The following is a 9157-nucleotide window of genomic DNA, read 5'->3' as shown; positions in this document are numbered from 1 at the left end:
GGCGAGGCGCAACTGGTTGACAATATCGCTGTTTCCGTTCAGGAGGAGGCGAATAACACTAATAACCTATTCAGTAATTCAACCGACTTTTGATAGACTTCGAGCTTTTCATGACAAAACATATCTTCTATTAATCGGTTCTTTTCGAAATAAGTTTCCGGTATCGGAGCGGGAGCGGGGGCAGGTAACGGGAAGCGGTTCACGTTCCAGCGCAGGGATTCAGCATCCATTATCTTACATTCTTCGACCAGCTTTTCTTCCAACTGCCGCGCATAGTTATGCCCTCATCCAGTAGCTTCCCACCCACACTTATTGGTGAGGAACCGATAAAACATCGTGAATTTAGTACTATATCAACACCGGCTTATTTAGCTTTCTTCTAATAACTGCGATCTGTCCGGCGTGCATCATCTCATGGCTACCGATTGCTACAAATACCGACAATACGGACGACGCATAGCTGCGCATAAAGTACGGTGCTGGCTGCTCCAGATCGTGCTCTGAGAGATCTGCCAAAAGAGCTAGTGTTAAGCTGCGCTGCTCACTCATTAGCTCCTCATACTCGACCTTAGAGCAGCATGACTCCATCTTAAGATCTCCATTATCCTCGCCGTGCATCTCCTCAAAGCCTTTGGGAAGCGCTAGGCCAGACCCCGCTTGCACACCCTCCATCATCTCGCGTTCAGAGATTATCAGATGCCCTATCTGCCACGCTGCATGATGCGCCCCCTCAATCGGTCGAACCATCAGATCTTTGTTCGATAGATCGCTCAGATAGGTCGAGATAACCCTGCGCGAGGTGCCAAGAAGATCTATTAGCGCATCATGAACTCTCATAACAATTCACCCCTGATAGTTAGCCCCGCCTTAACAAGCCGCTCAACAGCTCCTCATACATCGACACAACTGCATCCCACGAGAATTGTGAAAGGGCGCGTTGCTTGGCCAGTGCGCCGAGTCGCTCTACCTGCTCCGTATCAAGCAACAGTTCGGCTAGGATACCTGATAACTGCTGAAAGTTGTTCTTAGCAAAGCTGCGCGCCGTATCTCCAACAACCTCCAGGTTTTCAGGGGTGCCGTTAGCGATAACGCAGTTGCCGTACGACATAGACTCTATCAGGGCCGGATGGGTGCCCCCCACCTCGGTCGCCTGAATATAGAGGTAGCAGTGACCCTGTAGCTCCTCGTAGGACTCTCCGAACTGAAATCCTGTAAAGATAACCTTATCACACGCCGTTGCCTTAAGGTGTTCCTTATATTCAACGGCATAGGGCGCATCCCCAACGATAACTAGTGGCATAATAGTGGGGTCATTAGCTGCGAGGGCATTATAAGCTTCGATAACGCCGAGCGCATTATTTTCAGGCTCAAGGCGGCTTACATAAAGCAGGTACCGTTTCGGTTCCAAGCCAAAACGCTGCAACGTTGCTCCAGGGGGGCGCTGCTGCGGATGTACCCCATAGGGAATAACTACACTCTCGCAGCCATATGTCGCTCGGTAGTACTCGGCGATAACCTTAGCGTCTGAAATTACCCGCGAGGCGAGCAGCATCGAGCAACGCTCACCGAGCAGGTACCATAACTTACCGAGCGAGTTCCACTTCGCACGGTTCCTCTCAATTCCATCGACGTTAATTACGATAGGTATCCCCTTTAAGCGCAGGATCGGCGCAAGGGGGCTATTAGCGGCGTTGCACAGTATAACGGCCTCACTACTGCGAAAGAGGAGATCTATAAACGAGGTCAGCGCATGTAGCGGGGTCTCAAGGTATTTATGAAAGATAGTGGGTGTAACGCGCCGCACCACCCCCTGATAGCTCTCCCGTGCTCCATAGCGATCAAAGAACGAGCACCTGCCGTATACGACTACCTGATGGCCCCGTTGCACTAGCCGGGTAGAGAGCTGCTCTGCAAAGGTTTCAAATCCGCCGTAGCGCGCAGGGATACCGCGTGTGCCCATTAATGCGATCCGCATAGGTCTGACGGTAGCTGCTCTATCAACCATAGCCCTACGCAAATCTAAAGGTCACACTATTTTTAGAATCAAGCAGCTCTACCCCACGCAGCGCCATCTCGTCACGGATCTGATCGGAACGGAGAAAGTTCTTAGCAGCACGCGCCTCGCTACGTTCAGCGATACAGGCATGAATCTCGTCGATCGTTAGGGGTTTTGCATTAAGCACCTGCGCTATTAGATTAAGACCCTGCGTCTCAACAACCTCTAACGGATCAAAGAAGAGTCCGAGTATCTCTCCTAGCTCTCTAAGTAACCTAGCTTTATTAGTGATCTCTGCAGTTGGCTCCTTTGCAACCTCAAGCTTTCGTAACACTAGGGCACGAAATTGCTCAAGCGCTACGAGCGCCTCTGGTGAATTAAAGTCGTTGTTCATCGCCGTTTCAAAGGCTTCGATCACGGCACTACTCTCTGCATCCGTGTTATCAGAGCTCGCCTGCTCTATCTCAGGAATTCTGGCAAAGAGACGATGAAACTCAAGTAACGAGTTAAGATTATCTCTAAACAACTTATCATTTAAATCTATCGCTGAGCGATAGTGGTGACGCGCAACAACGAAGCGCAGCGGCGCCGCCCCATATCGTTCAATGCCATCAACGAGGCGCGCGGAGTTGTTAAGCGACTTAGACATCTTCTGTCCATCGATATTGAGCAACCCATTGTGCATCCAGAACGTAGCAAAACCGCAACCTGAATAAGCCTCGGACTGTGCGATCTCATTCTCATGGTGTGGAAACTTAATATCGAGCCCCCCACCGTGAATATCGATGCGGTCACCAAGGACCTCATGGATCATAGCCGAGCACTCTATATGCCAGCCGGGGCGCCCGGTGCCCCACGGGGACGGTTGTGAAAGTGCGCTACTTTCATCACGCTTCCACAACGCAAAATCGACAGGTGAGCGCTTCTGGGTATCGAGCTCCTTGCGCACGCTCTCAAAGAGCATCGCAGTATTCTGATTCGATAACTTGCCGTAGTCAGCCTTCTTTGAAACATCGAAGTAAACACCACCATCCGGCGTAACGTAGGCAAATTCCTTCGCTATAAGTTGCTCGATAAAACGGATAATCTCTGGCACAAACTCAGTCACGCGGGTTATCCGTTCAACCGGAAGAGCGTGCAGGCGTGTCAGGCATTCGTAGAATTCATCGGTCAAGGCGCGGGTCATCTTCATCGGGTCCTGCCCGGTCTTAAGGGCCTTGTCGATAATCTTATCATCTATGTCGGTAACGTTCTGAACGTAGTTCACGTTTAATCGGCGATAGGCTAGGTAGCGGCGCACAATATCAAAGCGCATGCCAAGCAGGCCGTGTCCGAGATGGCTGTGATCCTGCGGGGTCAGTCCGCACACATACATCTTGACCTCGGTGTTGGTAGTGCTCGTATCAATTGGATCGAACGTGCTGCGTTCGCCACCAAGCGAGTTATAGATCGAGATCTTGTGAGCGCTACTGCGGTATTCGTCTCTACTTTGTAACATGCAATATCATACCAGAGACCATTGCATTTGAAACGGTCGAGATTGTCTTATTTAAGGTATGGTAGCCTCCGGCAGAGGACTGGCATTACGCATCAGACGCCTTGGGATAGTTATGGCCTCCCCTATCTTTAGCACCTGCTCAGTACTGCGGTTACTGGCTGTGGCAAGGGCTGCGGCGTTAGCTGGATCCTCTGTGTACCACTCAGCGATCAAACGCAGGGTCTCTCCACGAAAGGTAACGGTGTGTCGATAGTTGCCGTTTGTAAGTCTGCTTAGCTCAGCCTCTGCGGCTTGCTGTGGCGATTTAAGGCGGCCCCTTAGCTCCCTTCGTTCTTCAGGCGCGCGGCCTGAAACAACTGGGGCCGATCGAAGTGAGGCCCGTGCAACGGGAGGACTGATAAAGTGCTGTGGGTTACGTGGATGATGAAGCTCATCGCTGAGAGCTAGCTGCTGCACGATACTATCACGATCGCTAGGCGAGATGGCACTGGGCTCCTCTACATTCCAATCCCGCCCCCAACGCGTCATGGTAAAGCTCTCGTTATCATCTGAATAGTAGAGGGTGATACGGGTCGTTCTAAAAAGCCTTCTATCGATCCCCACGGCGGTTGGTCGTCCCTGCTCCTGCACCAAGCGTCTAATAGCCACACTCTCCTTTATCTGTTCCTCAAGAAAGAGGTTCGCAGGAAGATATGGATTGTCCAGTCCAAGAACTACGGGACCACGACTAGAGAGTCGTTCGTATAGGGGGGAGCTCGTCTGCGAACTCATAGAGCACCCTGCGAGAGTAAGTGCCACCACCATAAAACTTACTACTGGCCACCAAACGGTGCGTACTACCGAAAGATTCACGGCGCTACTGTTACTCACGGTGCTACTGTTACTCATAGAGATGACCTACGCTTAACGTTGGGCTAGAAGAGCTATAAAGAGCTACGGCACTGTTCTACCATGCAAAACAAGCAGAAAAGAAGAGTTTTTGTAACTGGTCACCGTAGTTTAAACAGCGCGTCTACTATTCCCTATTTAAGGGGCAAGAGGATATTCGCTCCACCGCTATGTCCTACGCTAACGGAGAGGGGGGCCTTACCATCCCAGCGCTGCGCAATCTCTAGTTGAATTACCTCAGGTGAGCTCTTCAGCGCATCACCCTTAATGCTAACAGATTTAGCTTCTGCCTCTGCTCGTACGATCGTGATCTCAGCCTGTTTCTTCTCTTTATCAAGTTCGAACGATTTGGCGAAGGCCTCCTGCTCACGCACCACCTTTTGTTCAATTGCCTGCTCAAGTTGATCTGATAGATCGATGTTTGTCAGCGAAAGATCCACTATCTGCAGCACATCCCCTACAGCTGCTCGCAGCTTTATGAGCACATCGTCCTTAACCCTCTCGCGGTTCTTTACCAGGTCTTCAGCTCTGGAGAGCGCGGTTACCTGCTTAATAGTCTCCTGAACACGGGGCTCAATCAACGTCATGTACGGCTCACCACGATACTGTTGGAAAAGTTTTACAACCTGGCTCGCCGGCACACGATACATTACTGTAAAATTGAATGCGATATTCTGAAGATCGCTAGAAAAGCTGGGCGCCCGCCCCTCCGCTTTGAGCTGCATAATCGGAAAATCTACGATCTTCTGGATAAATGGCCACTTAAATGTAATGCCCTCAGGTAGCTCAGTAGGATTAACCGATCCGAGGGTAACCGAGATGCCGCGATGGCCGGGGGGAACGATGTGGTACATCTGGAAGACAGCGAACGCTACTACAGCAAGGATTAGCAGCAATCCGCTAATCGTGCGTTCCTTAGCCCCAAAATCCCTTCTTATATCGACGATCTGTCCGTTCATATTGCTCCCTTGGTTAATTGCCGCAAGTCTGCAATCTTATAGGATTTATTGCAAGCAAGATAATGCACTGCTAGAGCTCCTTTATAGCACGCGTAAGCATAATCTCCCCATACCTAACATATAAGACCGCGACCCCTGTCCCAAGCATGCGCTTGTGAGAGTAGTTGGTGTCTTATAAAGGTTTTTCTCCTGTCTTGTGATGGTGATGATAGAGCCCCCCTTCGACCCGCCTGGCAAAGCTGGTGGAAGGGCGGTCTCTTTTGTTTCCTTCACTTAGGTTAGGAGTTGAAAATGGTTACTAGTTTTGGGCAGATCTGTCGGGTTTCGCTGTTGTTGTACGTTGTAAGTGGTCTAGTTACCACTTGGAGAGCTGCGGATGATGTCCGTATGCTCCCGAACATGGAGCAACGTTCGGCGTATATGGCAATCTGTGAGGATCAGGTGGCCCTGCAGGATTTAGCATCATCGGGCTTCGTGTACCCGATCGAATTTATTGTCGGGGGCAAGAACCTTATCAAATTAATGATAGGGGACAAGATCGGAGCTGGGCTACAAGGAGGAGCATCAACCGCAACAATAATGCGGGAGATGTTTCTAGGAAAGAGCAGAGTTACATACGTGTTGTGTGCTCTTGTGCTCATTTTCCTGCCGCTAGTCCTGACAGTGCTAGATAGATCGTTTGTTAGGTCCTGGACTCAAATGCAAAAGTAGATAACCTACCTGTGCATCACGGCCCTTAACGTTTTAATTTTACTTGTTCGTGAGTCAAGTAAAATCTTTAGGTTCCCCTAAAGACACCAACTACTCACCTAATCTATTATCTATCTGGGCTCGTTTGCATCTCTTTAAAACGGCTAGGAGATCTCGCTAATATGTGGATTATTTATCGACACACCAAGGGGATGCTTTACCTCAAAATAGCTACGGCGCTTCATTCAGAGAGCTGTGAGCCACATGAGGTGTATCGAACGCTCTATAATAATAACCTCTCATCGCTATGGATTCGTCCCTACGAGATGTTTCATGAGGAGCTAGCTATGGGAAAGCTGCGCTTTACCGAAGTTGGCAAGGTTCGTGTGGTCGCCCCTCAAGATGAAGCTACTGTGCTAGCCTTTGGTTATGATGCGTGGGGGCAAGGGACTTCGCTTGATGAATTCATCGCCAGTTACGCACAGGATAGGAATCATATTCGTGGGGTGCGCTATCTTTTCGAACTCCCCGGTGGGGAGATCGTTGCAAACCTCAATACCCTCCGCTTCGCGCGGGGCCTCATAGGCATAGCGTCGCTTTCTGTGCATTTAGAGCACCGCAGGAGGGGCTACGGAACTACTCTGGTTCGCGCCGTAATGGAGCTCCTTCGATTAGAGGACCCGCAGGTACGCTTCATGCTCTTCTCTGAAGTTGATCCTAAGATTTATGAGAAGCTCGGCTTTAACAGGCTTTCAAGTGAGGTGCAATTGCACCTGCCCTCTGTGGCTATGGCGACCGGCTCAGAGCCTCTGAGCGAGCAAGATCTGTTGTTTTTAAAGGAGTATTTTTAGCGCCTTGCTTTGTCACTCGAGATCCGAGCTAGAATGGTCTAGTAATACCTTATAACCATCCCCCTACTTGCTGCGCAGATCTCCCTCTGAGGGGTTAGCAGAGAGCACCAACATGTGCGATTGTTATTAATGCATGCTGACTAGTTACGAAAAAGCCCTCGATAAACTTCGCAATACTCTGGCCTCGCCATTTGCGTTGTTTCTTCTGCCGTTAATGATTATGGCGTGGCGGCTACTCTCACCCTCTGAAGCTGACCCAGATCTATTTGCCCGGGTTGCCGTCGGCAGGCTCGTTCAGGCACACGGTGCCATACCCCTGATTGATCCCTTTGCCTTTACCCCTACCCTACCGCTTTGGATCGATCACGAGTGGCTCTCTGGGGTTGTGTTCTGGTTCGTTATCTCACACTACGGCGAGGTGGGGCTAATAGCTCTTAAATTAACGTTGGCGCTCTGGGCTACTATCTTTGTAATTCGTGCGGCGCGCAGCTATGCCTCAAGCTCTGCAACAAACCCTGCGGGGCTCTCTGTCTGGATTAGCCTCTGTATGCTGCACGCCTCGTTCGCTTGGAGCAGCACCCTCCGGTGTCAGGGGTTTACATACCTCTTTCTCGCCTTTACCTACTTTGCACTAATTCAATATCAACGGCTCGCGAGTATTCGTTATATCGTGCTCCTACCGATCCTTTCAATCGCATGGGTCAATATGCACGGGGGCTACGCTCTTGGAATGATCGTCATCTGGATCTTTGCGATATTCGCTATATTTCGGCGCAAACAATATAAATTGATAACTGTGATTGCGCTGCTATGTAGCTTAGCTCCCTTTGTAACCCCCTACGGTTTTTCAACCTTTATATCATACCTGGGTAGCGCCCTGCTGATGGAGCGCCCCAGTATAGAGGAGTGGTTTTCACTGTTTCATGATCGGAGCTCTTTTATAGCTTCAATTCTACTCTGTTTACCCATTATCTCTGGGATTGCACTCACGCGCTCAGCACGCGATCGCTTGGCTATTACTTTTATTATCTTTGCGCTCTACTGCGGGTTCCGTCACATCAGACTCGGAGCCTTTATGATGATAACCTTTGCGATATTCGGCGCCGAATACATATCTGTTACAATTAATTGGTTAAGAGGCGTCCTGCCAACACGAGCAATACGATTTGAGCGCGCCCTAGCTCTAGCAGTAACGGGTTTGGCGATCTTTTTCTTGCTCGACTCCTTTCGGCTGCTTACGCGCCCTGCAACATTCTCCATAAATTATTCAAGCTATCCGGTGCATGCAATGCAATGGCTACGAATTAACGGCGCAAGCGGCAAGTTGCTTGTGGACTTTAACAACGGAAGTTTTGCGCTTTGGCGGCTCTATCCCCGCTTTAAGATCTCCCTCGATGGGCGCTATGAAGAGGTGTATCCTCAACAAACCGTTGAGCAGGTCTCTACTGCATTTCAATTTTCAACAGCAGAGGGCAAAGCCGCTCTCAAAGCGTTAGATCCGTCGCATATCCTTGTTTCGCGTGCTTTAGTCTCAAACCAAGAGCTTCAAGCGCTCACACCTGAGTGGCGAGAGAGCTACCAGGATTCGCGCTTTGCGATATGGCAGCGCAAAGATATGCCTATAACTCAAGACCTCCCTGCGCCCTCCAAGCTTGATATGTGGCAGCCACTCTTTTAACGTCGCTCGATACAGTAGAAGTCCCAGTTACCACAGAGAGCTTAGGCATAAGATCTGGTTAACTGGTCACCGTAATCTAATGTCGCGATTCAATCTATTGAGATTACGGCGAAGTTTCATAGGTAATTCGATTGGTCGTCCCCTGATCGGGGACGACTGATTTTGTGACCAGTTAATGTTTTCACCCCCGATTTGCTCTGCAAATCGACCCCTGAGGGGTTGGTACAGAGTTCCTACGTGTGCAATCGTCCTTAGTTTATGCTGACTAGTTACGATCTCCTTAATATAGCGGTTTTACAGGGACCGGCTGATCACTCCCTCTACTAATCAAAAACCTTGAGCTGCTCTACAAATCGTTTTTCGAGCTGCTCTATCTTACGGGTCTCATCCTCCCAGCTTGAAATCTGCTTCTCAAGCTCCCTCTGTGCCGCGGCGAGCGCCTGCGAGTTTTTTCTGATCTCCCCAGCATCCCCATTATTTGAAGCCCTTGCAAGTTGCTCCTGAGCCGTAATAATCGAACGTTCAAGAGTTGAGATGCTCTTTTCGAGCGCTGCAACGCCCTCTTTTAGAGGGGCAAGCTCCTTTGAGCGATCCTGC

Annotated in this window: 9 protein-coding genes; 3 read left to right on the top strand and 6 right to left on the bottom strand. The window is 50.0% G+C overall.

The annotated features are described in order from the left end of the window. Positions 1–348: 348 nt before the first annotated feature. From NTV65_02170 to NTV65_02150, 5 genes are all read right to left on the bottom strand, one after another. Positions 349–837 (bottom strand): DinB family protein, encoded by a 489-nt coding sequence (locus NTV65_02170; protein MCX6114008.1) that lies wholly within the window; start codon positions 835–837, stop codon positions 349–351. 19 nt (positions 838–856) lie between these two features. Then, complete coding sequence (locus NTV65_02165; protein MCX6114007.1) at positions 857–2005, bottom strand: glycosyltransferase; 1149 nt, start codon at positions 2003–2005, stop codon at positions 857–859. 4 nt (positions 2006–2009) lie between these two features. Then, positions 2010–3494: a cysteine--tRNA ligase gene (cysS, locus tag NTV65_02160; protein MCX6114006.1), complete on the bottom strand. Its 1485-nt coding sequence runs from the start codon at positions 3492–3494 to the stop codon at positions 2010–2012. A gap of 51 nt (positions 3495–3545) precedes the next feature. Further along, entirely contained in the window at positions 3546–4382 is an 837-nt protein-coding gene (locus NTV65_02155; GenBank protein MCX6114005.1) for a hypothetical protein, read from the bottom strand. A 134-nt stretch (positions 4383–4516) separates the two neighbouring features. Next, on the bottom strand, positions 4517–5341 hold the full coding sequence (locus NTV65_02150; GenBank protein MCX6114004.1) for a prohibitin family protein: 825 nt from the start codon (positions 5339–5341) through the stop codon (positions 4517–4519). Between the two features lie 291 nt (positions 5342–5632). Between NTV65_02150 and NTV65_02145 the strand changes: the two genes are divergently transcribed. The 3 genes from NTV65_02145 to NTV65_02135 all read left to right on the top strand — a co-directional run bounded on the left by NTV65_02145 (position 5633) and on the right by NTV65_02135 (position 8560). Beyond that, a complete protein-coding gene (locus NTV65_02145) occupies positions 5633–6052 on the top strand; it encodes a hypothetical protein (GenBank protein ID MCX6114003.1) in 420 nt (139 codons plus the stop codon). A gap of 161 nt (positions 6053–6213) precedes the next feature. Then, positions 6214–6882: a GNAT family N-acetyltransferase gene (locus NTV65_02140; GenBank protein MCX6114002.1), complete on the top strand. Its 669-nt coding sequence runs from the start codon at positions 6214–6216 to the stop codon at positions 6880–6882. A 133-nt stretch (positions 6883–7015) separates the two neighbouring features. Continuing rightward, entirely contained in the window at positions 7016–8560 is a 1545-nt protein-coding gene (locus NTV65_02135) for a hypothetical protein (protein ID MCX6114001.1), read from the top strand. Between the two features lie 323 nt (positions 8561–8883). Here the strand turns inward: NTV65_02135 and NTV65_02130 are convergent. Next, positions 8884–9157: hypothetical protein (locus NTV65_02130; GenBank protein MCX6114000.1), on the bottom strand; the 274-nt coding region annotated here is incomplete at its 5' end.

Source organism: Pseudomonadota bacterium, from assembly GCA_026390555.1.
In the GTDB taxonomy this organism is placed as follows: Bacteria; Bdellovibrionota_C; UBA2361; order UBA2361; family OMII01; genus OMII01.
This window is presented reverse-complemented; position numbering and strand designations above follow the sequence as displayed.